Consider the following 22700-nt stretch of genomic DNA (forward strand, 5'->3'; position numbering starts at 1 on the left):
TTTTTGCGTGATGGTCATTGCGAACCAACGGGTCGCGCGAACGCACGCCGCAATCCATTTATCCGCGCGTGCGGACCAATGGATTGCTTCGTCGCTTCAGCGCAAAATTGCTTTGCAATTTTGTCGCGAACTCCTCGCAATGACGCGATGGACGGCGCTAAGCCACCATCAGCAGATAGAACACGATCACCGGCGCCAGGGTCAGGATCACCGACCAGATGCCGACAGCCCATAGAATATCCTCGGTCGTGAAGCCCGGCGCGGTGCCCGGCCTCACGGCAATAAAACCATTCCTCGAAGTCACGACGCCCCCGCGTTGGTCTCGGCAATGCAGGGTGTGATACGCGAGCGGATTTAAGATCCCGGTCGGAATTTCGCCGGCATTTGCGCGCGGGCACTACTTCGGATTAACCACGGCATGGGCGGCGGCCTCTTGCGCGGCGACCGAAGGCCTCAGTGCATGCCCCCGTCGCGGTCGCGGATCGCGCCGAGATGCTCGTTGATCCGGAATACGATCAGGATGAACTCGGCGATGATGCGTGAGAACACGATGCCGACGAACATGCTGGCGATCGACGCAAGCAACTGGATGAAGCCGACGAACGGGCTGATCGCCATCGCCGTGAGGCTCCACAGGATGCCGGAGATCCCGAACAGCACGATGACCGCGATCACCAGCCAGTAGAACGTCTTGATGATCGTGGGCGTGATGAAGCGGTCCCACTGAAACAGATCCTGGAAATCGAACATCGTGGTTCTCCCGGCAGTCCGAAATATGATTCGCGTCTCGTTCATCCTACTGCGTCACCCCCGGCGTGATCACTTCGTCCCGGGAGCCTTCGGAGAGGCGTCCGTCGGGACGAGGCGTTCCGCCGGCCAAGGGAGCGAACGGCGCCAAAGCGCCTCCGCGACCTGTGGGATCGATACCGCAGGAGCCCAATCGGTCTCGCCAAGCCTGGCCCCGGACCGGGCGCCGGCAGTCCAGGGGCGAGCTATGCGAGTGGGCCGGTTGTGATTGCTGCAAATAACGGCCACAATCGGGCTTCCCTCCGGCATATCCTCACCCAATGACCACGCTGACCTTCGAAGACTTCAAGCCCGGCCGCTTCGGCACGTTCGGCCCGCGCCATGTTTCGCGCGAGGAAATCCTCGCCTTTGCCGCCGAATTCGACCCGCAGCCGATGCATCTCGACGAGGAGGCGGCGAAGAAATCCATGCTCCGCGGCCTGTCGGGCTCCGGCTGGCATCTCGCTCGCTGATGATGCGGATGCTGTTCGACGGCTTCATCGGCCGCACCGCCTCGCTCGGCTCGCCCGGGGTCAACGAGATGCGCTGGGTGGCGCCGCTGCGTCCCGGCGACGATTTGACGCTGGACGTCGACGTCGTCGAGGCGCGGGTCTCGAAGAGCCGGCCCGAAACCGGCATCGTCACCTTCAAGGGCACGATCCGCAATGCGCGCGGCGAGATGCTGTGCGAGATGGAGTCGCCAATCATCGTCAGCCGCCGAGACAGCGCGGGTAACTAAGATGCGTTTCTTTGAAGATATCGAGATCGGTGCCCGGCGCGCGTTCGGCTCCTTCACCTTCACCGCCGAGGACATCAAGCGCTTTGCCGCGCAGTTCGATCCGCAGCGCTTCCATCTCGACGAGGAGGAGGGGCGCAACTCGCTGTTCGGCGGGCTCGCCGCATCAGGCTGGCACGTCGCCAGCGTCTGCATGAAGCTGCTGGTCGCCGACGGCAAGCGGCTCGCCGCGGAAGCCGCTGCGCGCGGTGAGACGGTCGCGGTCTGGGGACCCTCGCCGGGCTTCCGCGAGCTGCGCTGGATCCGACCGGTGCTGGCGGGCGATACGATCAGCTTCACCAACCAGGTCGAGACCAAGCGCACGTCCGAAAAGCGGCCCGAATGGGGCATCCTTCAGGCGCGCAACACCGGCGTCAATCAGCGCAATGAGGTGGTGTTCTCCTTCCTCGCGACCGCCTTCGTGCCGCGCCGGAATCCCGGTTCCTGATGTTGCCCTCGCGCCTCTGATGTTGCCCGGGCGCCATGGTGGCAGACTAAGTCTGCTGCGACGTAGTTGTGCGTTGCGTGGAACTCATTTTTTGCTAACGCATTTTGAACCTTTGTCCCTGCCTATAGTTCGAGGGCACGGACATCCGGGCAAGCACGACTGGGGATACAATGGCAGATCGCAGCGCACTGAAACTCGTCGGAATTATCTTCGCGACGGTAACGGTTGTCGTGATGCTGGCGACCGGTTTGGTCGTGAAGGGTTTTGCCGACGGCAATTATTCCTTCGAGACCACCGCGAGCATCGATCGCTGATCGACCGTCTGTAACTGCGGGCGCTCTCGGCGGCGCCCGGTGCGTATTCGCGCTTTCCAATGTGATCCGCCGGCTTACTGGTCACACTTCTTCCAGAGACTCTCTTAGCGATTCCAGATCAGCACCATCACGACGGTCGCGGCTGCCAGGATGCCGATGAACCGGATCATGATCGTGCCGATGCCCTGCTGCGGCTGGCGCAGCGGAATCGGATCGGCGTTATCCGGCCGGACGCTCTGCATGAAATCTCTCCAAATGGACGCCCGCACCAGGCGAGGTCCGGACGCGAATTCCGGATTGGACGCGGGCTCGGCATCGAACGTTCAAAATCGGCTTCGCAACAATTGATGCCGCACAGTTTACACTGCGCTGAATAACGAAACGTTCTATGCCAGATCGGGCATGCAAAACGAAGCCGCCGCCTCCCGGTCGGGAGGCGGCGGCTTGCCGGCTTAAAGACTGATCGGGATCAGCTGTTGCGCAGGCCGTCGGCGGCGCGCTTCCACTGCGAGACGTTGTCGGCGATCATGCGCGTCGACTTCATCGCGGCCTGGCTGAGCTGGGCATAGCCGGAGATCTCGCGCTGGACGCGCTGGCCTTCGGCATGCAGCAGGTCGCGCAGGCTCTCGAGCTCGCCGATCAGCTTCTCGATCTCGGCAAGCGAGGTGCCGGCGACGCGCTGGATCAGCGAGTTGACGTTGCTGACGGTGGCATCGGTGTTGGTGTCGGTCGGGGCGGTTTCCGGGCTCGCCACCGGGCGGCGCAAATAGGCGATGTCGTTGCGCACGAAGTCGCGGATGCCGGCTTCGACTTCCGAGACCGCAGCAAGGTTGGAATCGACCTCGGACGTCGCCTCTGTGGCTTCCTCGGTACGGTTGGTGGCGTTCATCGGCTTTCCCCTGGTTCGCAATAGCGAAGCGCGGCTTGTCCCCCGCACGACGAATTGATGAAGTTACGGACCTATCAGTGCCGCCGAATTTGACCGCATCTGGGCCAAGTTGGGGCAATGCCTGATCATTAGCGCGACAGGGCTAACAGATCGTTCACCATGAGTGCTTGTAGCCGGCGCCGATGCTCTTGTTGATCGTGCCCTGGGCGGTCTCGCCGACCGAGCCCGACACGGTGACGCCGTCGAGTAGCTTCTGCTCGGCGCCGATCCGGCGCAGCCACCGCTCGTCGGAGGTCGACGACAGAGTCTGGCCCGCGGTGATGCTGGTGCCGCTGTCGGTAACGGACAGCCGTGCTGACTGATCGGTGTCGTAGCTGTGCGAGGGGGCGCCGATGATGCCGGGCACCGGGACCACGCCCTGCTGGATCAAATTATAGCCGCCCTGCAACGTCAGCGAATATTGCTCCGACAGCGGCATCGATTTGCTGAGGGAGGTGCCGACCTTGCTCTGGTCGCGCCGGGGTCGATCCGCGCCTCGACCGAGGTCTTGTCCCAGATCGACGCCACGCCGGGCGCGGACATCGAAGCCCAGGCCGAGCCGCCGGATTGCGGCTGGCTGCCGCCATTGGCGAGCCGCTCGGACAATTGCTCCGACGTCGTCGTCGCGCCCGGTTTGGCGACCGTCATGTCGGCGCCGACGCGGGTGTCGAGGAACGGCGAGATCGACTGCTTGACCGACACCGCCGACGAACCGTTGGCGTTGTTGTTGGTGGTCCAGGACGGATCGTTGCCGGCGATGCTGCCGCGCCTGGCGGCGCCCTTCGGCGCCAGCGTGGGGAGGCTGGTGGAATCAGTATCGAGCTGGCTCCAGTCGAGCTTGCTCTGGTCGATGTCCTTCAGGATGTCGGCGTCATTGGCGTCGGCCGCCGGCGTCGCCTCGTCGTTGTCTTCCGGGGTGTCTTTCGGGGTGTCCGTCGCAGTTTCCTGGACGGCGGGAGCGATCTGCCATGGCGAGCTCTGGGCGACGGCCGAAAGCGTGATCGCCATGCTGAAGCCGGCCGCCAGCACCGGCAGCCTCGCCCAGCCAAATCGCAATGTGGAAGTCATTCCCAGCCCGCAGATTCCAAAGCGGCAGCATGCATTTGCCGTGGCGCAAACTAGTGGCACGGACATAGCGAAAGCAAGTGATAGACGCGTGATCGCCGCAGCGTTTGCGGCGCGAAGCGGAGGCCGCTTCGCGGGGAGATGACGCGTCAAAACATCGCGCCGCCGGGGCGCTTGACCCCGAACGCGCGCTGCGCGCCCGAGGCGCCCCGGACATGACGAAGGCGTGAAACCGAGGGCCGTCAGACCGCGATGCGCGGCAGATGGATCGGATAGCCGACGGTCTGCTCGACCAGGTCGAAGCTGTCGACCAGCATGCGGAAGCTCGAGAGCTTGCCAGCCCTGAACTGCACGAAATGCGCAACCCTGAGCGAGATCGGCTTGTTGGAGTCGAGGGCCGTCAGCGAATAGCGCAGCATCGAGGCCGCGGAATCCACGCCAAGCATGATGGACTCCCGATCGAAGCGGTGCACCCGAAGGTTCTCGCCGATCTGCCTGATCACCTCGAGCACGGCGGCCTTGCCGCGGCGCGAGCCGAAGAAGGAAAACAAGTCGATCGGCCCGTAGATGGCCCATTCGACCTCGTCATCGAGCATCTGCTCGATGTCTGCAAGCTGGCGTTCATTGATCGCGCGATGCAATGCGCGCGAAAAACGCCAGAGGCTATGCTCTGTCATTTTGGTCTCGTCTTGAAACTGGATTTTCAAAGCAAACGAATGGCAGGCGGTCAGCGCCGACGCCTTGCCAGGTTGCTGCACATCGTTACTGCCGGCTCAAATAGTCCGGAACGGGCAAAACGCAAATGACTTTTTTGCAATGCACAATTGCGCCGGATCTGACCGGAATGTGATGCTCGAAGCGCTCCGGTCACGCAATTCAGCGGTCGCGCTGCCGCACCGGCTGCCGTTCGATCACGATTTCGGCGTCACGGATCGCCACCACCGCGAACAGCAGCGCCCCGCCGATGCCGCCGATCGCGGCGCCGAGCGGCATGAAGGTGAAGAATACCAGCGTTCCGCTGTCGAGACCCGAGGTTTTGGCCATTCCGATCCAGGTGAGCCCGGCTCCGATGCCGAGCGCGGCGCCGCCGAGGGCGCCCAGTGCAAGGCCAAGCACAGCGAGCAATGCGACTTTCATGGTGATTTCAGCCCCGACCGCAACAAGCCCAGTGATAGGTCAGTGGCGCGCCTTCGAGGTTCAACGCGGTTGCGAATTTGCCGGGCGGGGCGCCGCGATGCGTTGCCGAGATTTGGGGGGCTAGTCCGCGTGCTGCCCGGTCAGCGCCGCCGCCACGTCACGCTCCAGCACCTGCTGGACGAGGTCGAACGTGTCGATGATCTCGCGGATCTCGGTGATCAGGCCGTCGCGCAGCGTGTAGAACACTGCGACGTCGAACTGCACCACGCGCCGGTTGGTGCGCTTGCGGAAGAACACGCGGAGTTGCGCTGCGACCCTGTCGCCCTCGGCCACCACGATCGGCGCTTCATAGCGCATGTCGGAATAGCGCTCGTGGATCGTGGTCCACATCTGGCGCAGCGCGGCCTTGCCGCGGTGCTGGCCCATATGCGGGAGAATGTCGATCGGGGCGTTGGCGAGGAACGCGACATCGTCGCTGCAGCGTTCGAGCGCGCCCTCGATGCCGCCGGCGTAATAGACGTCGAGGAAGTTCAAGACGCGCTGCCGGTTCAAATCCTCGCCCATGATCGACTCCGCCGGTTCCATCCGACTCGCCCTGGTTCCACATTCTGAACCCGTGCGTCCCACTATCAAACACATGTTTGACGTGCGAAAGCGGATTAGGTTCGGCAACCAGCACGTGCATTGTGGCACAAAGTGCACATGATCTGGCAGGAAAGTGAACTGATGCATTGAACCGGTCGCGCTCAAGAGGCGAAGCGCGCGGCGCCAGGTGGCCGCGAGTTAATGAAACCTCCCCGCGCGCGTCCGGTTGGTCCGGCATGGACGACGTATCCGCGATCGGGAGAACGCCCGGCATTCCTATCTCGGCATCGGTCATGTGAGCGCGCGCCGCGCGACGGTGAGCCGGCGCTGGCGCCGGTCGAGGCCTTGAGCTCCTCCGGGGCCTGCCGGCGAGATCGCGCCGGCTCGCTGTCGCGGCGCGCTAATCCGCCGGTGCGGCCTCTAATTCGCTGGCGCGGCCTTGCCGGTCACGAGGTCGATGATGAACCGCTTCGTCTTCTCCGAGCCCTCCGGCACAAAGGCCTCGCCGGGCAAGAGGTCGTGGTAAAGCTCCTTCGGCTTCGGAAAGCCTTCGCCGCAGGCGGTGCGGATGATCTCGTCGTCGGCATAGTCGACGTCGACCGCGACGGTGTTGCGGCGCGGGCCGGCGGCGAGGTTGGAGAGACCGAAATATTTCGGGCCCTCGTTGCACATCACGACATTGGCGCCATAGGCGCTGACCGCATCCTCGGCCCGGAGCAGAAAGTCCGGCGTGATCTCGATCCGCTTGCCGGACTTGCTGGCAAACTCCATCCGCGCCACCGCGCTTTCGAGGATGCCCTGGCCCATGTGACCGATCGTGCAGACCAGCGCGTCCTGCTGCGCGTCCTTCGGCACAACGATGCAATCATGGCCCTGCGCGCCCGGCAGGAAGCGCATGAAGCGGGTGGCCTTGCCGTCCTGCTCGAACAGCGCAACGCCGCCGAAATCGGTCGCGTGCGGCTCGCACTCGCTTTCATAGTCCACGACCAGCAGCGCATTGCCGGCAGCGAGGAAACGGCCGGCGTAGCGCTCCTTGGTCAGCTTGACGTCGCAGGCCCGGCCGCCGGGATAGGATTTCGCCCGCGTGCAGGTCGATCCCTTGATATTGACGCCGGCGCAGAACGTCGCGAGCAGCGCGCGGTCGCCATCCTCTGCGCGGGCAGGGCTCGAGACGAATGGGATAGCCGTGTAGAGCGCCGGCGCGAGCACGGCGAGGATGAAAGCAACGTGTGATGTCCGCATGATCTTCAAAACACTGTCCGCAATGCGGCGGCATTTAGAGCATGATCGGGGCTTGTGCGCAGCGTATTTCTGCCGCGAAGCGGCGGGAACCAGCAAGGCGGCTTGGCCGTTGATGCCTGACAATTCCATTGGAGCCGCACCATGAAATCCATTTTTGTCGCATCCATTATTGCCGTCACTGCGCTTGCGGCAACTTCGCCCGCCGACGCCAAGGGCTGCATCAAGGGCGCAGTCGTCGGCGGTGTCGCCGGCCACTATGCCGGCCATCACGGCGTGCTCGGCGCGGCCGCCGGATGCCTCTACGGCCGTCATCACGCCAAGGAGCAGGAACGTCAGCGCCAGCAGCAACAGGCGCAGCCCTCGCAGCAGGAGAAGCTGTAAGGCCCGGCCTGTCGTGACGTCGCACTTCCGGAACGCCGCCCGCAGGGGCGGCGTTGTCTTGTCGTGTAACGGAGACGATGATGACGAAACCAAGAACCAGGACCATCCAGCCCGTTCCCGACGACAACAAGAGCCATAAGGGCCCCGGCAGCGCCCCCGGCGTTCCTCTCGACACCACCAAGGGCCATCGCGACGACGAGAAGCACAACATCCGCGAGCAGGCCGCGCACGGCAATCTGACCCAGAACACCAGCAACCGGCGCTCGGGGTAGGGCGTGGCTCTACATCCTCGGTGTCGTCCCTGCGAAAGCAGGGACCCATGACCACCGCATTCGATCGTGAACGGGATCGCGGCCCCAGCGCCGCGCAATAATGCGCGTTTGGGGTAATGGGTCCTGGCCTTCGCCGGGACGACAGTGGAGATCCGTTTCGCCTGCCAAACAGTTTGTTCGGTGTCATCACCCGCGCAAGCGGGTGATCCAGTATTGCAGCGACGGTTGTGCTTAAGCCGATAGGCCGCGGCGTACTGGATCGCCCGGTCGAGCCGGGCGATGACAGCCGGTAGGATGGCTGGAGCGAAGCGATACCCATCACCTCGCCACGCGGCAACGTGACCCGTATCACGGCACCGGCGATGGCGCACAGCTAGCGTGGCGGCATCGGATCACCCGATCGCCAAGGAAACGCCGCCATGAACGCCATCGCTGCACCGAAATCGCCCGCGCAGAACCGGCTGGAAGGCTTTGCGCTCACCGCCATGCTCCAGGGCCTGCCGATCTTCGCCGCCGCCGTGCTGGTGCTGAAGATCATGGACGCCCCGGAAATCGTCGGCGAACGCTATGGCGCGGTGATCTACGTCGTGCTGGCCTCGCTGGTCTATGCCGCGATCACGCCATGGCTCGCCGCGAAATTTCCCAACCGTCTCGCGCACGCCTACGCGCCGGTGTTTTTCGATGCCAGCCTGTCGTTTTCCGAGAAGATCGCGCAATGGCGCAGCCAGCCGAATGTTTCGCTGCAGCTCATGACCACGATGATCATGATGTCGCTGCTGGCGGTCGCGGTGGTGAGTGTGGGGTGAGCTTGCACTTCGCCGCCGATCGGCCTTATCTGCGCGTATGCAGATTAGGGACGAACGCCCCGAAGACGCCGCCGCGATTAGCAAACTCACAGCGGTCGCCTTCGCCAACGCGCCGCACAGCAGCGGCACCGAAGCCCGCATCGTCGAAGCGCTGCGCGAGGCCGGCGCGCTGACGCTCTCGCTGGTGGCGACGTCCGACGACGGACGCATCGTCGGCCACGCCGCTTTCTCGCCGGTGAAGATCGATCGGGTCGCCGGGCGCTGGTATGGCCTTGGCCCGGTCTCGGTGACGCCTGAATTGCAGCGCCAGGGCATCGGCGGCGCGCTGATCCGCAGGGGTCTCGACCGGCTTGCGGCACTGGGCGCGGAGGGCTGCGTCGTGCTCGGCGATCCCGCCTATTACGGACGCTTTGGCTTCGTCAGCGATCCCGCGCTGACCTATGGCGGCGAGCCGAGCCGATACTTCGAGCGCCGCGTGCTGAAGGGCGATCCGCCCGAGGGGGATGTCAGCTATCATCCGGCGTTCGACGTGGCGTAATCTGTGCCGCGGCGGCCTCCGTTTCCACGACGACCTTTGTCGTGATAAAAACCAGCCAGCATCAGCGGTAGCGCGGCTTCAGCACAGCACCGTCCTGGACACGTGCATGTCATTTGCAGATTTGCATCTTCTGAAGCTGTTCTGGGGCAAGGTCTTCGCGGCGATCTTTATTGGGCTCGTGCTGTTGTTCGCGAAGAACGCGATCTGGGCGCGCGGCATCAAATACAACTGGTTCGCCGTCGTGGCGTCGTTCCTGACGATTGGCTGCGCGATCTATGTCGTGTTCTTCGTCCAGCCGTAGCGCTTGCCGTCCAGGCGAGAGGGGCAGCTCAACGAGCTGCATCCCCTCGATCCGCGCCGGCACTGCGGCGCGTGTCATGCGTTACCGCTTCTTCCACCCACCCCGTTTCCCCGGCGCACCACCGCTCGACCGCGGCGACGGCCCGAACTCCGGCCCCGACTGCCTTGAGTCGGTCGGCTGGATGATGCGGCTCGTGGTGCCGAACGGCTTGGCCGGCAGCGCGCCGCCCGGGCGGAACGGCAGCGATTCCGGGCCGTGCATCTCGTCGAGATCGGGCTTGTGGACGCGCGAGCCGGCCTTGCCGCCGCGGCTGGCCTTGAGCGAGGTCTGCGCCGACTTGTTCTTCAGTGCGCTGACCGGCAGGTTGGCGGCATCGCCGTATTTCCTGGTGCCGGCATAGGCGCCGGCCTGCTTCTGCACATTGCGCTGCTTGGCGGTGGGATCGTCGACCACGGCCATCTCGGTGGCGCGCAGCCGCTTGACCTCGTCGCGCAGGCGGGCGGCTTCCTCGAAGTTCAGATCGGCCGCGGCCTCGCGCATCCGGGTTTCAAGATCGCTCAGCACGGCCTCGAAATTGTGCCCGATCGAGATCACGTCGTCGGCCATGCCGCCGTCGCCGATCTCGACCAGCACGTGGTCGCGCTCGTAGACCGAGTTGAGGATGTCGCCGATCGACTTCTTGACGCTCTCCGGCGTGATGCCGTTGGCCTCGTTGTACTCGACCTGCTTCTCGCGGCGGCGCGTGGTCTCGGCCATCGCGCGCTCCATCGAGCCGGTCATTCCGTCGGCATAGAGGATCACCTTGCCGTCGACGTTGCGCGCGGCGCGGCCGATGGTCTGGATCAGCGAGGTCTCGCTGCGCAGGAAGCCCTCCTTGTCGGCGTCGAGGATCGCGACCAGCGCGCATTCGGGAATGTCGAGGCCTTCGCGCAGCAGGTTGATGCCGACCAGCGCGTCGAATGCGCCGAGGCGGAGATCGCGGATGATCTCGATGCGTTCGATAGTGTCGATATCGCTGTGCATGTAGCGGACGCGGATGCCCTGCTCATGCAGATATTCGGTGAGGTCTTCGGCCATGCGCTTGGTGAGCACCGTGATCAGCGAGCGATAGCCGGCCGCCGCCGCCGCGCGCACCTCGCCGACGAGGTCGTCGACCTGGGTGCGGGCGGGGCGGATGTCCACCGGCGGATCGATCAGCCCGGTCGGACGGATCACCTGCTCGACGAACACACCGCCGCTTTCATTCAGCTCCCAGCCGCTCGGCGTCGCCGACACCGCGACGGTCTGCGGCCGCATCATGTCCCATTCCTCGAAGCGGAGCGGGCGGTTGTCCATGCAGGAGGGCAGGCGGAAGCCGTATTCGGCCAAGGTCGCCTTGCGGCGGAAGTCGCCGCGGAACATGCCGCCGATCTGCGGCACGGTGACGTGGCTTTCGTCGGCGAAGACCAGCGCATTGTCCGGCACGTATTCGAACAGCGTCGGCGGCGGCTCGCCGGGGCGGCGGCCGGTGAGGTAGCGCGAATAGTTCTCGATGCCGGCGCAGCTGCCGGTCGCTTCCATCATCTCGAGATCGAAGGTGGTGCGCTGCTCCAGCCGCTGCGCTTCCAGCAGGCGGCCCTGGTCGTTGAGCTGGTCGAGCCGCATCTTCAATTCCGATTTGATCGACTTGATCGCCTGCACCAAGGTCGGGCGCGGCGTCACATAGTGCGAATTGGCGTACATCTTGATGAATTCGAGCTCGTCCTGCTTGTGGCCGGTGAGCGGATCGAACTCCTCGATGGTCTCGATGGTGTCGCCGAACAGGTTCACGCGCCAGGCGCGGTCCTCATAGTGCGCCGGGAAGATGTCGATGACGTCGCCGCGGACGCGGAAGGTGCCGCGGGTGAAGTCGGCCTGGGTGCGCTTGTATTGCAGGGCGACCAGGTCGGCGATCAATTGCCGCTGGTCGATGCGCTCGCCCTTCTTCAGCGCGAAGGTCATCGCGGTGTAAGTCTCGACCGAGCCGATACCGTAGATGCAGGACACCGAAGCGACGATGATGACGTCGTCGCGCTCGAGCAGCGCGCGCGTCGCCGAGTGGCGCATGCGGTCGATCTGCTCGTTGATCGAGGAATCCTTCTCGATATAGGTGTCGGTGCGCGGGACGTAGGCTTCCGGCTGGTAGTAGTCGTAGTAACTGACGAAGTATTCGACCGCGTTGTCGGGGAAGAAGCTCTTGAACTCGCCGTAGAGCTGCGCGGCCAGCGTCTTGTTCGGTGCCAGGATCAGCGCCGGGCGCTGCGTCGCCTCGATCACCTTGGCCATGGTGTAGGTCTTGCCAGAGCCGGTGACGCCGAGCAGCACCTGGGTGCGGTCGTTGCGCTCGATGCCTTCGACCAGTTCGGCGATCGCGGTCGGCTGGTCGCCCTTCGGCTCGTAGGACGATTTGATCTCGAACCGCACGCCGCCTTCGGATTTCTCCGGGCGCGGCGGCCGGTGCGGGGTCCACACCCGCATCGAGCCGTCGTCCTTGCGGAACTCCGGGCGGCCATCGCGGATCAGGTTTTCCAGCGCGTCGGCGGTCGCCTTGACGCCGAGTGCCTCCATTTTGCTGCGCGGCGGACGGGCGAGGGCCTCGTCATCGTCCTCGGCGGTCGGCAGGCCGAGCTGCCGCGCCAGTTCCGGATCGAGCGTCGGGATGGTGGCCGAGGTGCCGTAATTGGCCTGTGGGGCTTCCTCGAGGCCTGTGGCATCGCGCCTGGCGACACCCTCGCTGGTCTCGCGCGTCGACGCCCGCGCGCGATGCGCGGCGGCCTCGCCGCCGGCGCGGCGGTCCCAGGAATTGTCCGGCGGCGGCTGCAACCCGGTGCCCGAACCCATGCCGGCATCGCCGCGATTGATCGCGGGATTGAGCAATTCAGCCAGCGCCGGGCCGATCGGTTGGACCTCGGGCCGGTGTGCTTTGGATTTTGGGGTTTTGCCGGGCTTTTTCGGAGTGTTCGGTGTCTTCGCCATGGCCGGAATATGGGACGAGTCCGGCAGCGAGAAAAGGGCAATCGACGCCCGGATCGGCGCAGCGGCGATGCTGCTGACAGCAGGGTGTCAGCAGGCGGCGCGGTCGCGGACGTCAGCCGCGCGGCAGGTCGACGATGTCGAGATGGATCCCGCCGCAGCCGTCGCAGCGCAGGGTCCAGTATTCGGCGGCGCGGCCGGGAATCACGCGCAGCAGCGACAGCCGGGCGGCACATTCCGGGCAGCTGGTTCGGACCTCTGCCGGCCAGACCGGGTCCGGCTCGCATTGCGGGACGACGGCGAGCACCACGTTGCCGGTCACGCCGACGCTTCGGTTGCCGGCATCGTCATGCCATAGCGCTGTGGGAACCGGTCGATGGCTTTCTTCGCGTCGGCGATCGCCGCATCCGGATCGGACCACGCAAAGCCGATGTCGAGCATCGGAAACGGCATGCCATCGATGACGACCGGCCTTTGATCGACCCGTTGAATCCTGGCGTGCCATTGCCCCTTCCCCACTTCAAACGACTTGATCTCAAAACCGCTGTAGATCATGGCGACCTCGGGATGCCCTTCTCAAAGGAAGCACGAGCGCGCGGCGCCCTATGTGAACCAGATCACAAGTCGCGCGGTTTATTTCCGCGGTGCAATGCGGTTCCAGCCTTTTGTTTTGCCTGGGTTTCCTAGGGCGAACCGCGCGAAAAGCCCTGGCTGCGGGCCGCGATATGATCGGCAAGCACGGCCGCGTCGTCGCCGACCCCGGACAGGAACGAGGATTTCATCTTCGACAGCCATTGCAGGCCGAGGAAATAGAGACCCGGCACCTCGGAAACGCCGTGGCGGTGCCGCGGTGCGCCGTTGGCGTCAAGCACCGGTATTTCGATCCAGTCCAGATCGAGGCCATACCCGGTGGCCCAGATCACGCTGCGGATTCGCTCGGCGCCGAGGTCGATCGTCTCGAAGGGCGCAGTGAGGCACGGCGGATCGGGCAGCCGGACGCGCGCCAGAGGATCGCAGGGCTGATCGAGGCCGCGTGCCGCGATGAAGTCGTCGACGATCCCGAGGAAGGTCGCGTAGTAGGCATCGCCGTTGGCGATGTTGGTGGCGAGATCTGGCGCGATTTCGAGCATGCCGTCGTGCGCCGCGATAACGCGGCCGAGCAGCGTCACGCCGTCGGCGGCGAAGCGGCGGAAATCGATGGTGTGGCCGCCATGGGCGCCCGAGATCACCGGCAGCAGACGCGACGGACCGCGCTGCTCGACCGGGGTCTCGTCGACGCCCATCTCGGCCAGCCACCAGAACAGGTCGCGGCCGCGATAACGGCGCGGCAGGCGGTTGTGGCGGCCGACCGAAAGCAAGACGCGGCGGCCGGCGCGCATCAGCTCTTCGGTGATCTGCGCGCCCGAGGCGCCGGCGCCGATCACCAGCACCGCGCCGTCGGGCAATTGCGCGGGATTTTTGTAGCCGCTGGCATGGACCTGAAACAGGCCGGGATGATCGCGCAGCACGTCGGGCCGCAGCGGCCGCTGATACGGGCCGGTGGCGATGACGACGTTGCGGGCGGCGATGCTGCCGCCGGCGAACTCGGCAAGGAAGCCGCCGGCATCGCGGCGCAGCCTGGTGACCTCGACGCCGCAGCGGAGCGGCGGCGCGACGAAGGCAGCGTAGGCCTCGATGAAGGCGATGATGGCAGCGGTGTCGGAGAAGCCGTCGGGATCGCTGTGCGGAAACGCGAACTCCGGCAGCCGCACCGACCAGTTCGGGAACTGGAACATCAATCCGTCCCAGCGTTCGCTGCGCCAGCGCTCGGCGATCCGCCGCCGCTCCAGCACCAGATGGCCGATGCCGCGCTGTTTCAGCCGATGGCTCATGGTGAGCCCGGCCTGGCCGCCGCCGATCACCAGCGTATCGACCGTCTCGTCAGCCATTGCGCGCTCCCTTGCGGCGAGCGGCCGGTTCTGCCGCGGCGCGGATGATCCAGCGCCGGAACGCGGCGAAATCGCGCTGCTCGGCATGGAAGCCGCGGTAGACGAGATACCAGCGCATGCCCTTGGGCACGCTGAGCGCAAACGGCGCCACCAGCCGGCCGGCGGCAAGATCGTCATCGATATAGGGCCGGATCCCCATCGCGATCCCGAGCCCGTCGCTGGCTGCCTGCAGCGCCTGGCCGTAGAACTGGAATTCCGGCCCGCGCGCGGTCAGGCGCGGCACGCCCGCCGCCTTCAGCCAGGATGGCCAGTCGTCGGGCGAATGCGCGACGCGGATCAGGCTCGGTCCCTTGAGGTCGGCGGGGCGCTTCAAGCCGTTGGCGAGCCGCGCCGTGCACACCGGCATCAGGTCGGCGGCGAACAATGGCTCGGCGACGAGGCCCGGCCACTGGCCGTCGCCGAGCTGGATGCCGCAGCTCCAATCATCGGCGAACGGCACGGCCATGCCGCCGGTCGTGATCCGCACCTCGATGTCAGGCTCGGCTTTGCGGAACTCGGCGAGGTGCGGGATCATCCACTTCATCGCGAATGTCGGTCCGACGCCGACCGTCAGCACGCGCGCGCTCGCGGACGCCGTGACCTGCGCGGTGAGGCTCGCCAGCGCGTCGAAGATCGGCGTCAGCCCGCCTTGATAGGCGCGGCCGGCCGGTGTGGTGACGAGGCGGTTCGCCTTGCGCTCGAACAGCGCGACGCCGAGCCGCTCTTCCAGAAGGTGCACCATCCGGCTGATCGCGGCGGCCGAGACGTTGAGCTCGCTGCCTGCGGCCGCGAAGCTGCCGGTCCGTGCCGCGGCCTCGAATGCCTTGATGCCGTTGAGAAAGAGCAGCCGCCGCATGAACCCTCAGGAAAACTGATGCAAGGGCAAGATAACTCAGTTTGCGGGACGAGGCCAAGCGGCGCAGAAATATGCCAGACAATCCCTGCTGATCCCGGCGAGGACCCAATGACTGAGACCATAGACGCCCTGGTGCTCGATCTCGTCGAATGGGTCGCCCGCGAGCCGCGGCCTTATGCGAGGTGCTCGAGGTCTGGCGCACCTCATGCCCGCGGCTGACGATCTGGGAAGACGCGGTCGACCGCGGCTATGTCGCGCGCCGTCCCTCGGTCGAGGGCATGCGGGTGATGGTGACGGAAACCGGCGTGACTTTTTTGCGCGCGCATGGGCGGATGCACTGAGAGTATCTTTCTTGGCCCCTCCCGCTTGCGGGGGAGGCCGACGCGCGTAGCGCGGCGGGTGGGGGCTCTTTCCGCAAAATGACTCGTGGAGAGACCCCACCCCGACCCTCCCCCGCAAGCGGGAGAGGGCGCGCAGCTTTAGCGTCCCGGCGCGGCGAGCCTTGGCCGGATGATCTCGACCATCCGATCGGCGGAGGTGCCCGGCGGGAAGAAGCCGAGATAATTGCCGTCGCGGTCCATCAGATAGATGTATGCGGTGTGATCGACGGTGTAGTCGCCGGCGTCCTGCGGCACCCTGGCGTAATAGACCTTGTAGGCATCGGCGACCTTGCGGATCGCATCATCGCTACCGGTCAGCCCGATCAGGCGCGGGTGAAACATCGACACGTATTCTGCGAGGTGAGCCGCGGTGTCGCGCGCGGGATCGACCGTGATGAAGATCGGCTGCACCTGATCGCCGTCACGACCGAGCTTGTCGAGCGCGAGCCCGATCGCCTGCAGATCGGTCGGGCAGACGTCCGGGCAATAAGTGAAACCGAAATAGACCAGCATCAGCCTGCCGCGGAAGTCGCGGTCGGTACGTTCATGGCCGGCCTGATCGGTCAGCGCGAACGGGCCGCCGACCGGCTCCCGATTCCACATCAGGATGTCCATGATCTCGGCGGCCGAGCGCGCCGATTGCTGTGGCGCGTCACCGGCCAGCGCGGGCGCCAGCGCCAGCCACAGGCCGGCGCCGGCGTGCGCAACAACGCGCAGGATAGGTCGGTTCATATGCCGAAGGAGAGGCGGCTGCCGGTGGTCGTGACCAGCACCTTGTCGCCCATCTGCGCGGTCGCCTCCTGCACGAAGTTGAGCCCGGAGCAATGCATCGGGATCAATACGTCGGGGTCGAGCTTCTTGATCTCAGCGACGACCTCGGTCAGGTAATCCTTCGGCGCCGGTCCGAGATGGAAGCCGCCGACGATCGCGTGCACCTTCTGGATGCCCGAGACCTCCTGCGCCTGCTTCACCGAATTGACGATGCCGACATGACCGCAGGACGAGATCACGACCAGGCCGAAGTCGCGCACGTTGAAGCAGGTCGCATGCTCGTGGATGTGCTCGTCGGGCACGATCTTGCCTTCCATCTCGGCCGGCAGATAGTGGCTGGCGTTGCAGCCGAGTCCGTCCTTCATGCTGAACTCGACCCAGGTGTTGGGCAGCACGCGCTCGACGCTGCGGCGGGTGATCTTGCCTGTCGTGAAGGCGTGGCCCGCGATCACGGTCGGGGTCTCGCACAGCACGGTGGTGACGCGCTGCGCGGCGAGCTGGCGGCGGTCCAGCGTGCCGAAATCGGTGAACTGGCCCTTGGTCGGGGTCGCGCTGACGCGGTGGCAGAAATTGTCCTCGCCGCCGGCGTAAAGCTTGACGTCGGCCGGCAGCTTGTCGCGGAATTTGTCGAGGAAGCCGTTGAGGCCGCCGAAATGGTCGTAATGCCCGTGGCTCACGATCAGGGCGTCGAGCTTCGACGGATCGACGCCGACCAGCGCCATGTTGTTGAGCAGGACATCAGGTGTGTAGCCGTAATCGAGCATCAGCGTGCGCTGCGCGCCTTTGGCCTCGGACTCCAGCCACAGCGACAGGCCCCATTCATTGTGCAGCGACTTCTGGTAGTCGGCGGCGCGCGGCGGCGGCGCGATGGTGACGCCGCCCGACTGTTTCGGTTTGAAGAAAAGATCGTAGCTGGAATCGACCAGCACGCGGATCGACAGCTTGTCGACCGTCGGCACCTCGATCGGCGCCGCGCTCGCGATCTCGACGCAGGAGAATGCGCCCGCGGCCGCCGCGCCTGCGATCGCCGCCGAGCCCTTCAGGAAATCGCGTCGTGCCAAATCACGTGTCATGATAATCCCCCTTGTTCTGAAAATTTTTCAATTCGAAGTACGCGGAGCCTAGGTCCAATCGTGGCGCGGCTCAATCGGGCGCTTGCGTTGTGTGCAGATCACATTCGCGCGCTGTGCAATGCGCCGCCATTGACTTGGCTGGCGCTTTGCGCCCAACTTCATGCATTCGCATCTTTTTCACCGATGCGTCAGCAATCCCTGGAAAATGCAGGATCACGCCCATGATCGATCTCCACTATTGGTCCACGCCGAACGGTCACAAGATCACGATGTTCCTCGAGGAGACCGGCCTCGAATACAAGGTGTTCCCGGTGAACATCGGCAAGGGCGATCAGTTTAAGCCGGACTTCCTGCAGGTCGCGCCGAACAACCGCATTCCGGCCATCGTCGATCACGCCCCGAAGGGCGGCGGCAAGCCGATCTCCTTGTTCGAGTCCGGCGCGATCCTGCTCTATCTCGCCGAGAAGACCGGAAAATTCCTGCCCCAGGATCTCTACGGCCGCTATGACGCGATCCAGTGGGTGTTCTGGCAGATGGGCGGGCTCGGACCGATGGCCGGGCAGAACCATCACTTCCGCAACTACGCGGTCGAGAAACTGCCTTACGCGATTGATCGCTATGTGAACGAGACCAACCGACTCTACGGCGTGCTCAACAAGCGGCTCGCCGACCGCGAATTCGTCGCCGGCGACTATTCGATCGCCGACATGGCGAGCTATCCCTGGGTCGTGCCGTACAAGAACCAGGGCCAGGAGATCGACGACTTCCCGCATCTGAAGCGTTGGCTGGAGACGATCGGCAAGCGCCCGGCGACCGAGCGCGCCTATGCCAAGGCGAAGGAGGTCAACCCGAACTTCGGTCAGCCCGCGATCCGCACCGAGGAGGAGCGCAAGCTGCTGTTCGGGCAGACCGCGGCGGTGGTGCGGTAGGGCCCGACTCTCTCCCTACGTCATTGCGAGGAGCGAAGCGACGAAGCAATCCATCTTTCCGCGCATGCGGTTCGATGGATGCTTCGCTTCGCTCGCAATGACGAGGGCGGGCCGCCGACTACGCTCCCACATACGTCGCCGGCCGCCGCTGCTTCCACGCCGCGAGCCTTCGGCGAGATCGTGGCTCGGCACCAGCGCGGCGAACTGCTCGCTCTCGACCAAGAGGCCCTCGGCAATCGGCATGTTGAGCCCGCGCGTCACCGCGGTGATGGTGCCGGCGACGGCACCGGGCGAGTGCCTGGTGATGCGGCCGGCGAGTTCGCGCGCGGCACTCAGCAACTGATCGTGCGGCACGATGCGGTTGATCAGCCCGATCTCGCGCGCGTGCTCCGGCGGGAAGGGATCGCCGGCCAGCAGTAATTCCAGTCCGCGCTTGCGGCCCGCCAGCCGCGGCAGCCGCTGCGTGCCGCCGAAGGTCGGCGGCATGCCGAGCTTGATCTCGGGCTTTGCGAACAGCGCGCGGTCGCTGGCGATGGCGAGATGCACCGCTTCGGTGATCTCGCAGCCGCCGCCGAAGGCGAGCCCGTTGACCGCGGCAATCACAGGCTTCTTGAACGCCTCGAGCCGCGCGGTCATGGCCTGTCCACGGCGGACGAAGTCGCGCACCGCGACCGCCGCGCCCTGTTCGACGCTTTCGGAGAATTCCTTGATGTCGGCGCCCGCCGAGAACGCGCGCTCGCCGGCGCCGGTCAGGATCACGGCGCGCACCGCGGCGTCGCCCTCGATGCGGTCGAGCGCTGCCATCAGCTGATCGATCAGCGCGTAGTTCAGCGCGTTGAGCTGCTCAGGACGGTTCAGCGTGATCAGGGCGATCCCGTCTTGGGTCTCGAGCAGGATAGGTTCGGACATGATGCGGTCTCCGGCATTCGGGTGGGGCGGAGTTGAATGTAGGGTGAGCCGCAATTTGTGTATATTCACTGGTTAGTATACATACGACGGATGCCCAGACCTTCCGAGCCCACCCGCGCGCGCATCGTCCAGGCGGCGAGCGCGCTGTTCTACAATGAAGGCATCCGCCGCGTCAGCGTCGATGAGGTCGCCGCCAAGGCCGGCCTCACCAAGCGCACGCTGTATTACCACTTCAAGAGCAAGGACGATCTGGTCGCCGCCTATCTCGCCGCGCGCGACCAGCCCAACCTCGCGTTGTTCCGAAAATGGTTCGCCGAGGCCGAGGGCGGTTTGCCGGCGAAGGTCGAGGCGATCTTTCGCAACCTCGCGCGTTCGGCCCGGCATCCCAAGTGGAAGGGCTGCGGCTTCCTGCGCACCTCGGCCGAGCTTGCCAACATGCCCGGCCATCCCGCGATCAGGATCGGCGCCGCGCACAAGAAGAAATTCGAGGACTGGCTGCGCGCGACCTTCGCGGAGCAGCGGATTGCCGATCCGCTGAAACTGGCGCGGCAGATCCTGCTGCTGCTGGACGGATCCTTCGCCGTCGTGCTGCTGCATCGCGACGCGAGCTACATGGAAACCGCCGGTGAGGCCGCGCGCACGCTGATCGAGACGGCGGTGGCAACGAAGGGGCGCAAGCGGCGCGATTGAGGGTGGAGCTTGCATGATTTCTGAATATTAGAAATGTGCACTTGATTTGCCCGTCGTGTCAAGTTGCCGTGTCGGAGGGGCAGCCGCCAACTCCTTTGCATGGGGTTGTTTTCGATATTTTTGCGACGCGCCTGCGGGCGGCGAGTTCCTCCACCGTCTCCGCGGATATGCCGGCAAGCCACGATGCGGCTGACGAGGCCGCGCGCACGCGGATCGAGACGGCACTCACGAAGCCGGGGTGAAAACGGGGGTAGGGCGCGAGTTGCATTCGGGCAACATCGTTCGGAAAGATGGGTCGTTAACCTTTTTTCGCCATTGCGCGACCACGCCCCGGGCGGATGATCGCATCGTCACATGCTTGCAATCTGGCTCCCGAGGAGCCCGTGGAGGCTGGGATGATGAACTCGCGGCGGGTACGGGCGGCGGCGTTGGGCGGGACGGTCGTTCTGTCAGGCTGCATTGTCTCGTGGTTTGCGACGTCCGGTTCGGCTGGCATCGAGATGATCGGTGCGTCAGTCTCCGATGCGTCAGTCACCGGTGCGTCGGTTGATGAATCTCGCGCAGTTGCTGTCGTCGCCGATGCCGTATCGGCGACATCGTCGGCAACCGCCACGTCGAGCGCTGCCGTCGATGGCCCTCATGCCGTGACCATGAGCGAACAGGAAGCGGTGGCAACCGCCAAGGCTGCGCCGACCGTGCACGAGGCGGAACCCGTCGTCGAGGCCGCGTTGAGCGATCCGGCGCTGCCGGTGGACATTCAGCCGCTGCAGGCGCCGGTAGCGAACTCGCCGGATCCGGAGCCTCGCGTGGCCAAGCCGGCGGTGGACTCCGTCGAAATCCTCGACGAGTGCTGGGACGTCAACGCCTGCATCGATCGCTATCTGTGGGCGCTCTATCAAAGGACGCCCAAGGAAGACACCATCAAGGTGCCTGAGCAGAGGCAGGTGACGGTCAAGAGAAAGAAGAAGATGGTGACGGTCACCAGAACCTTCACCCGGCTTGTCGATGAGGATTTCGCCTGGAAGGATACCAAGGCGGCCGAAAGAGCCGGCATGCCGATGATGGACTACGTCATGGGAGGTGTCGATCGGAGCTTCAAGCTGAAGCTCTTTCATGCGCTTCTCGCGGCGGAACAGGCCGGCCTGTCGCCCGGCATCACCAGCGCCTTCCGCGATGACTACCGCCAGTCGATTGCAAGCGGGCTGAAGGCGGCCAGCAATAAATCGTATCACGGCGGCAGCTTCCGTGGCGGCTACGGCCATGGGCTCGCGGCCGACATCGTCAGCACCGACGGCGCGACCCGCGACGACCGTTGGAGATCGTCGGAAAGGCTCTGGAAATGGGTCGACGCGCACGGCAAGGAGTTCGGCGTCGCGCGCCCCTATCTCGGTTTTGACCCGCCCCATCTGGCGCCGATCGATGGCAAGGAATATGCCGCTCACCGCGGTGGCGGCGAAACGCGACAGGCGACGCTGGACGCGAAGACGCGCAGCCGCCACGCGGCGCGCGACAGTCACGCCGCGGCGAAACGCGCAAGGACCGCGAAGTCATCGAAGGTGCGAACGATCTGAGCGGGATCGCGATGGTGCGTCTGGTGGGTCCGCCCATCGGGATGGCGCAAAGCGCGGTCCGATGACGGCTCCGGCGTAACCCGCCGGCGTGGTCCTCGAAATGCCCGCAACGACGCTTAGAGCGCGCCGCGCTCCTGCAGCAGCGCCAGCACCGCGTTGAGGTCCGGCAGCACGGCCGCGCATTTCGCCCGCGTCTCTTCGGTCGGCGGCGCCATGTCGGGCACCATCAGCGTGATAGCGCCGGCGGCGTGCGCGGCGGCGACGCCGTGGTTGGAATCCTCCACCGCGATGCAGGCCGCAGGCGGCACGCCGAGCCGTGCGGCGGCCTTGAGATAGAGCGCCGGGTCGGGCTTGCCGTGGGTCACGTCGTCGAGCGTCAGCAGCGTGTCGAAGCGGCTGCGGATTCCGGCGAGCGTGAGATGGCGCTCGGCGGTGCGGCGCGACGACGAGGTCACGATCGCGGTCCGGCGGCCGGCGTCGGCAAGGCCGTCGAGCAGCGCGAGCGTCCCGGGCTTGAGCGGCAGGCCGGCGTCGAACATGCGATCGCGGGTGACGATGAAGGCGCGATTGACCGCCTCGAGCGGAAACGCTGCGCCGTAATGATCGCGCAGCATCGCCTCGCAGACCGGGCCGGGAAGGCCGACCATGGAATGGCACAGCGCGACGACATCGTCGGTGTAGCCGCATGCATTGAGCGCCGTGACCAGGCTCTCGAAGTAAACCTTCTCGGTGTCGAGCAGCGTGCCGTCCATGTCGAGCAGGACGGCGTCGACGGTCCAGGGCGTGTTCACTCGTATGTTCACTTGCCGCTCGTCGCGGCTTGTTGTTCCGCCAGTTTCCGCAAGCAGGCGGGGCACAGGCAGTCGGCGCCGTCGGTCGGCATCGGCAGGCGAAAGCTCTCGTCGAAGCACCAGCACGATCCCGTGAGCGCGCAGGAGAATTCGCTGCCGCATGCCGTGCAAGCGAGCCGGCGTGGCGAAGCTTG

At 65.3% G+C, this 22700-nt stretch carries 26 protein-coding genes and 4 pseudogenes; 12 read left to right on the plus strand and 18 right to left on the minus strand.

From position 1 onward, the window contains the following. Positions 1 to 453: 453 nt before the first annotated feature. A complete protein-coding gene (locus ALC15_RS29710; protein WP_050630359.1) occupies positions 454 to 750 on the minus strand; it encodes a DUF4282 domain-containing protein in 297 nt (98 codons plus the stop codon). 317 nt (positions 751 to 1067) lie between these two features. Here ALC15_RS29710 and ALC15_RS29715 point away from each other — a divergent pair. From ALC15_RS29715 to ALC15_RS44925, 3 genes and pseudogenes are all read left to right on the plus strand, one after another. Continuing rightward, positions 1068 to 1525, plus strand: a pseudogene (locus tag ALC15_RS29715) (MaoC family dehydratase). A gap of 1 nt (position 1526) precedes the next feature. Further along, positions 1527 to 2009 carry a MaoC family dehydratase gene (locus ALC15_RS29720; RefSeq protein WP_050630360.1) on the plus strand — a complete coding sequence of 161 codons (483 nt, stop codon included), beginning with the start codon at positions 1527 to 1529 and terminating at the stop codon, positions 2007 to 2009. A gap of 170 nt (positions 2010 to 2179) precedes the next feature. Next, positions 2180 to 2323 (plus strand): hypothetical protein, encoded by a 144-nt coding sequence (locus ALC15_RS44925; protein WP_167350177.1) that lies wholly within the window; start codon positions 2180 to 2182, stop codon positions 2321 to 2323. Between the two features lie 104 nt (positions 2324 to 2427). On the opposite strand, the gene ALC15_RS44930 is transcribed toward ALC15_RS44925, so the two are convergent. From ALC15_RS44930 to ALC15_RS29750, 7 genes and pseudogenes are all read right to left on the minus strand, one after another. Beyond that, positions 2428 to 2565, minus strand: coding sequence for a hypothetical protein (locus ALC15_RS44930; protein WP_167350178.1), 138 nt, complete (start codon positions 2563 to 2565; stop codon positions 2428 to 2430). Between the two features lie 227 nt (positions 2566 to 2792). Then, positions 2793 to 3212, minus strand: a complete 420-nt coding sequence (locus tag ALC15_RS29725) for a hypothetical protein (RefSeq protein ID WP_050630361.1) — start codon at positions 3210 to 3212, stop codon at positions 2793 to 2795. 154 nt (positions 3213 to 3366) lie between these two features. After that, a pseudogene (locus tag ALC15_RS29730) lies at positions 3367 to 4319 on the minus strand (hypothetical protein). A 239-nt stretch (positions 4320 to 4558) separates the two neighbouring features. Beyond that, positions 4559 to 4993 carry a nuclear transport factor 2 family protein gene (locus tag ALC15_RS29735; RefSeq protein ID WP_050630420.1) on the minus strand — a complete coding sequence of 145 codons (435 nt, stop codon included), beginning with the start codon at positions 4991 to 4993 and terminating at the stop codon, positions 4559 to 4561. A gap of 199 nt (positions 4994 to 5192) precedes the next feature. Next, positions 5193 to 5453, minus strand: coding sequence for a hypothetical protein (locus ALC15_RS29740; RefSeq protein WP_050630362.1), 261 nt, complete (start codon positions 5451 to 5453; stop codon positions 5193 to 5195). A gap of 120 nt (positions 5454 to 5573) precedes the next feature. Continuing rightward, positions 5574 to 6017: a nuclear transport factor 2 family protein gene (locus ALC15_RS29745; RefSeq protein WP_050630421.1), complete on the minus strand. Its 444-nt coding sequence runs from the start codon at positions 6015 to 6017 to the stop codon at positions 5574 to 5576. 441 nt (positions 6018 to 6458) lie between these two features. Further along, complete coding sequence (locus tag ALC15_RS29750; RefSeq protein WP_063781893.1) at positions 6459 to 7280, minus strand: hypothetical protein; 822 nt, start codon at positions 7278 to 7280, stop codon at positions 6459 to 6461. A 141-nt stretch (positions 7281 to 7421) separates the two neighbouring features. Here ALC15_RS29750 and ALC15_RS29755 point away from each other — a divergent pair, with 141 nt between their 5' ends. The 5 genes from ALC15_RS29755 (at position 7422) to ALC15_RS29775 (ending at position 9578) form a co-directional block, all read left to right on the plus strand. Beyond that, positions 7422 to 7661: a hypothetical protein gene (locus ALC15_RS29755; RefSeq protein ID WP_050630364.1), complete on the plus strand. Its 240-nt coding sequence runs from the start codon at positions 7422 to 7424 to the stop codon at positions 7659 to 7661. 80 nt (positions 7662 to 7741) lie between these two features. After that, the gene (locus ALC15_RS29760) at positions 7742 to 7933 is read left to right on the plus strand and encodes a hypothetical protein (protein WP_244486325.1); all 192 of its coding nucleotides are present in this window, start codon (positions 7742 to 7744) and stop codon (positions 7931 to 7933) included. Between the two features lie 419 nt (positions 7934 to 8352). Further along, positions 8353 to 8739 carry a hypothetical protein gene (locus tag ALC15_RS29765; RefSeq protein ID WP_050630366.1) on the plus strand — a complete coding sequence of 129 codons (387 nt, stop codon included), beginning with the start codon at positions 8353 to 8355 and terminating at the stop codon, positions 8737 to 8739. A 37-nt stretch (positions 8740 to 8776) separates the two neighbouring features. Continuing rightward, the gene (locus ALC15_RS29770; RefSeq protein WP_050630367.1) at positions 8777 to 9277 is read left to right on the plus strand and encodes a GNAT family N-acetyltransferase; all 501 of its coding nucleotides are present in this window, start codon (positions 8777 to 8779) and stop codon (positions 9275 to 9277) included. A gap of 106 nt (positions 9278 to 9383) precedes the next feature. Continuing rightward, positions 9384 to 9578 carry a hypothetical protein gene (locus ALC15_RS29775; protein ID WP_128089628.1) on the plus strand — a complete coding sequence of 65 codons (195 nt, stop codon included), beginning with the start codon at positions 9384 to 9386 and terminating at the stop codon, positions 9576 to 9578. Positions 9579 to 9659: 81 nt separating this feature from the next. Here ALC15_RS29775 and uvrB read toward each other — a convergent pair whose 3' ends face one another. The 5 genes from uvrB to ALC15_RS29800 form a co-directional block, all read right to left on the minus strand. Beyond that, entirely contained in the window at positions 9660 to 12572 is a 2913-nt protein-coding gene (uvrB, locus tag ALC15_RS29780; RefSeq protein ID WP_094194196.1) for an excinuclease ABC subunit UvrB, read from the minus strand. A 112-nt stretch (positions 12573 to 12684) separates the two neighbouring features. Continuing rightward, a complete protein-coding gene (locus tag ALC15_RS29785) occupies positions 12685 to 12891 on the minus strand; it encodes a hypothetical protein (protein ID WP_430649204.1) in 207 nt (68 codons plus the stop codon). Then, the gene (locus tag ALC15_RS29790; RefSeq protein ID WP_050630369.1) at positions 12888 to 13124 is read right to left on the minus strand and encodes a hypothetical protein; all 237 of its coding nucleotides are present in this window, start codon (positions 13122 to 13124) and stop codon (positions 12888 to 12890) included. The genes ALC15_RS29785 and ALC15_RS29790 overlap by 4 nt, the downstream gene beginning before the upstream one ends. 128 nt (positions 13125 to 13252) lie before the next feature. Continuing rightward, positions 13253 to 14497, minus strand: coding sequence for an NAD(P)-binding domain-containing protein (locus ALC15_RS29795; RefSeq protein WP_050630370.1), 1245 nt, complete (start codon positions 14495 to 14497; stop codon positions 13253 to 13255). After that, positions 14490 to 15392, minus strand: coding sequence for a LysR substrate-binding domain-containing protein (locus tag ALC15_RS29800; RefSeq protein WP_050630371.1), 903 nt, complete (start codon positions 15390 to 15392; stop codon positions 14490 to 14492). The genes ALC15_RS29795 and ALC15_RS29800 overlap by 8 nt, the downstream gene beginning before the upstream one ends. Before the next feature lie 108 nt (positions 15393 to 15500). Between ALC15_RS29800 and ALC15_RS29805 the strand changes: the two are divergent. Next, positions 15501 to 15733, plus strand: a pseudogene (locus ALC15_RS29805) (hypothetical protein). 138 nt (positions 15734 to 15871) lie between these two features. On the opposite strand, the gene ALC15_RS29810 reads toward ALC15_RS29805, so the two are convergent. The 3 genes from ALC15_RS29810 to ALC15_RS44590 all read right to left on the minus strand — a co-directional run bounded on the left by ALC15_RS29810 (position 15872) and on the right by ALC15_RS44590 (position 17839). Further along, positions 15872 to 16504 carry an SCO family protein gene (locus ALC15_RS29810; protein WP_050630372.1) on the minus strand — a complete coding sequence of 211 codons (633 nt, stop codon included), beginning with the start codon at positions 16502 to 16504 and terminating at the stop codon, positions 15872 to 15874. Then, positions 16501 to 17616 carry an MBL fold metallo-hydrolase gene (locus ALC15_RS29815; RefSeq protein WP_050630373.1) on the minus strand — a complete coding sequence of 372 codons (1116 nt, stop codon included), beginning with the start codon at positions 17614 to 17616 and terminating at the stop codon, positions 16501 to 16503. The genes ALC15_RS29810 and ALC15_RS29815 overlap by 4 nt, the downstream gene beginning before the upstream one ends. Before the next feature lie 70 nt (positions 17617 to 17686). After that, the gene (locus tag ALC15_RS44590; protein ID WP_162240522.1) at positions 17687 to 17839 is read right to left on the minus strand and encodes a hypothetical protein; all 153 of its coding nucleotides are present in this window, start codon (positions 17837 to 17839) and stop codon (positions 17687 to 17689) included. Here ALC15_RS44590 and ALC15_RS29820 point away from each other — a divergent pair. Further along, on the plus strand, positions 17838 to 18545 hold the full coding sequence (locus tag ALC15_RS29820) for a glutathione S-transferase N-terminal domain-containing protein (protein WP_050630374.1): 708 nt from the start codon (positions 17838 to 17840) through the stop codon (positions 18543 to 18545). The genes ALC15_RS44590 and ALC15_RS29820 overlap by 2 nt on opposite strands. A 118-nt stretch (positions 18546 to 18663) precedes the next feature. On the opposite strand, the pseudogene ALC15_RS29825 reads toward ALC15_RS29820, so the two are convergent. After that, positions 18664 to 19454, minus strand: a pseudogene (locus ALC15_RS29825) (crotonase/enoyl-CoA hydratase family protein). Positions 19455 to 19544: 90 nt separating this feature from the next. Here ALC15_RS29825 and ALC15_RS29830 point away from each other — a divergent pair. Further along, positions 19545 to 20144, plus strand: coding sequence for a TetR/AcrR family transcriptional regulator (locus ALC15_RS29830; protein ID WP_050630375.1), 600 nt, complete (start codon positions 19545 to 19547; stop codon positions 20142 to 20144). Between the two features lie 650 nt (positions 20145 to 20794). Next, the gene (locus tag ALC15_RS29835) at positions 20795 to 21715 is read left to right on the plus strand and encodes a hypothetical protein (protein ID WP_347336331.1); all 921 of its coding nucleotides are present in this window, start codon (positions 20795 to 20797) and stop codon (positions 21713 to 21715) included. Between the two features lie 116 nt (positions 21716 to 21831). Here ALC15_RS29835 and ALC15_RS29840 read toward each other — a convergent pair whose 3' ends face one another. Then, positions 21832 to 22506: an HAD family hydrolase gene (locus ALC15_RS29840; RefSeq protein WP_050630376.1), complete on the minus strand. Its 675-nt coding sequence runs from the start codon at positions 22504 to 22506 to the stop codon at positions 21832 to 21834. Between the last annotated feature and the right edge of the window lie 194 nt (positions 22507 to 22700).

Origin of the sequence: Bradyrhizobium viridifuturi (assembly GCF_001238275.1) — a bacterium.
Lineage (GTDB): Bacteria > Pseudomonadota > Alphaproteobacteria > Rhizobiales > Xanthobacteraceae > Bradyrhizobium > Bradyrhizobium viridifuturi.

Coding starts and splice junctions, on each gene's coding strand:
- ALC15_RS29725 (WP_050630361.1), bottom strand. CDS start 3,212: ATGAACGCCACCAACCGTACCGAGGAAGCCACAGAGGCGACGTCCGAG.
- ALC15_RS29830 (WP_050630375.1), top strand. CDS start 19,545: ATGCCCAGACCTTCCGAGCCCACCCGCGCGCGCATCGTCCAGGCGGCG.
- ALC15_RS29735 (WP_050630420.1), bottom strand. CDS start 4,993: ATGACAGAGCATAGCCTCTGGCGTTTTTCGCGCGCATTGCATCGCGCG.
- ALC15_RS29710 (WP_050630359.1), bottom strand. CDS start 750: ATGTTCGATTTCCAGGATCTGTTTCAGTGGGACCGCTTCATCACGCCC.
- ALC15_RS29755 (WP_050630364.1), top strand. CDS start 7,422: ATGAAATCCATTTTTGTCGCATCCATTATTGCCGTCACTGCGCTTGCG.
- ALC15_RS44930 (WP_167350178.1), bottom strand. CDS start 2,565: ATGCAGAGCGTCCGGCCGGATAACGCCGATCCGATTCCGCTGCGCCAG.
- ALC15_RS44590 (WP_162240522.1), bottom strand. CDS start 17,839: ATGGGCGTGATCCTGCATTTTCCAGGGATTGCTGACGCATCGGTGAAA.
- ALC15_RS44925 (WP_167350177.1), top strand. CDS start 2,180: ATGGCAGATCGCAGCGCACTGAAACTCGTCGGAATTATCTTCGCGACG.
- ALC15_RS29765 (WP_050630366.1), top strand. CDS start 8,353: ATGAACGCCATCGCTGCACCGAAATCGCCCGCGCAGAACCGGCTGGAA.
- ALC15_RS29760 (WP_244486325.1), top strand. CDS start 7,742: ATGACGAAACCAAGAACCAGGACCATCCAGCCCGTTCCCGACGACAAC.
- ALC15_RS29800 (WP_050630371.1), bottom strand. CDS start 15,392: ATGCGGCGGCTGCTCTTTCTCAACGGCATCAAGGCATTCGAGGCCGCG.
- ALC15_RS29745 (WP_050630421.1), bottom strand. CDS start 6,017: ATGGGCGAGGATTTGAACCGGCAGCGCGTCTTGAACTTCCTCGACGTC.
- ALC15_RS29810 (WP_050630372.1), bottom strand. CDS start 16,504: ATGAACCGACCTATCCTGCGCGTTGTTGCGCACGCCGGCGCCGGCCTG.
- ALC15_RS29750 (WP_063781893.1), bottom strand. CDS start 7,280: ATGCGGACATCACACGTTGCTTTCATCCTCGCCGTGCTCGCGCCGGCG.
- ALC15_RS29720 (WP_050630360.1), top strand. CDS start 1,527: ATGCGTTTCTTTGAAGATATCGAGATCGGTGCCCGGCGCGCGTTCGGC.
- ALC15_RS29775 (WP_128089628.1), top strand. CDS start 9,384: ATGTCATTTGCAGATTTGCATCTTCTGAAGCTGTTCTGGGGCAAGGTC.
- ALC15_RS29820 (WP_050630374.1), top strand. CDS start 17,838: ATGATCGATCTCCACTATTGGTCCACGCCGAACGGTCACAAGATCACG.
- uvrB (WP_094194196.1), bottom strand. CDS start 12,572: ATGGCGAAGACACCGAACACTCCGAAAAAGCCCGGCAAAACCCCAAAA.
- ALC15_RS29740 (WP_050630362.1), bottom strand. CDS start 5,453: ATGAAAGTCGCATTGCTCGCTGTGCTTGGCCTTGCACTGGGCGCCCTC.
- ALC15_RS29835 (WP_347336331.1), top strand. CDS start 20,795: ATGAGCGAACAGGAAGCGGTGGCAACCGCCAAGGCTGCGCCGACCGTG.
- ALC15_RS29815 (WP_050630373.1), bottom strand. CDS start 17,616: ATGACACGTGATTTGGCACGACGCGATTTCCTGAAGGGCTCGGCGGCG.
- ALC15_RS29770 (WP_050630367.1), top strand. CDS start 8,777: ATGCAGATTAGGGACGAACGCCCCGAAGACGCCGCCGCGATTAGCAAA.
- ALC15_RS29790 (WP_050630369.1), bottom strand. CDS start 13,124: ATGATCTACAGCGGTTTTGAGATCAAGTCGTTTGAAGTGGGGAAGGGG.
- ALC15_RS29795 (WP_050630370.1), bottom strand. CDS start 14,497: ATGGCTGACGAGACGGTCGATACGCTGGTGATCGGCGGCGGCCAGGCC.